This is a genomic window from Pseudoalteromonas sp. S1608 (assembly GCF_005887265.1).
GTDB lineage: Bacteria > Pseudomonadota > Gammaproteobacteria > Enterobacterales > Alteromonadaceae > Pseudoalteromonas > Pseudoalteromonas undina.
Genome location: NZ_PNDK01000112.1, coordinates 1 through 335 on the forward strand (window position 1 = coordinate 1; position 335 = coordinate 335).

Sequence of the window (335 nt, forward strand, 5' to 3'; positions counted from 1 at the left end):
AATTGCCATCAATTTGCTAACTTGCTCTGCCATATCACAAAGCCAATCACCAAATACAATTGAGAAAGTAGCCGCAGTTGGGTTAGATATTGGTAAAATTGAAGTTGCAGGATCATATTTTGGTACGCCAGGATAACCAAACGGCGCGGCTTCTGCGGGCTTGTTACCGTTGCCTTTGGGGGTGTTTATATGTAAAAGTTGTGGGCATTTTAAGTTACGCATGTTAAGCAGCCTATACACGCAGCATGTTCAAATCATGGCCATCAATTGGAGATATGTAAATTTGTCCTAATTCTTCAAAAAAAGTACCACTGATCATCATCACTTTAATTTGT

At 39.7% G+C, this 335-nt stretch carries 1 pseudogene; it reads right to left on the reverse strand.

Annotated elements, in window-relative coordinates:
- Positions 1–335, reverse strand: a pseudogene (locus CWB75_RS18905) (1-deoxy-D-xylulose-5-phosphate synthase N-terminal domain-containing protein); the annotation flags it as partial.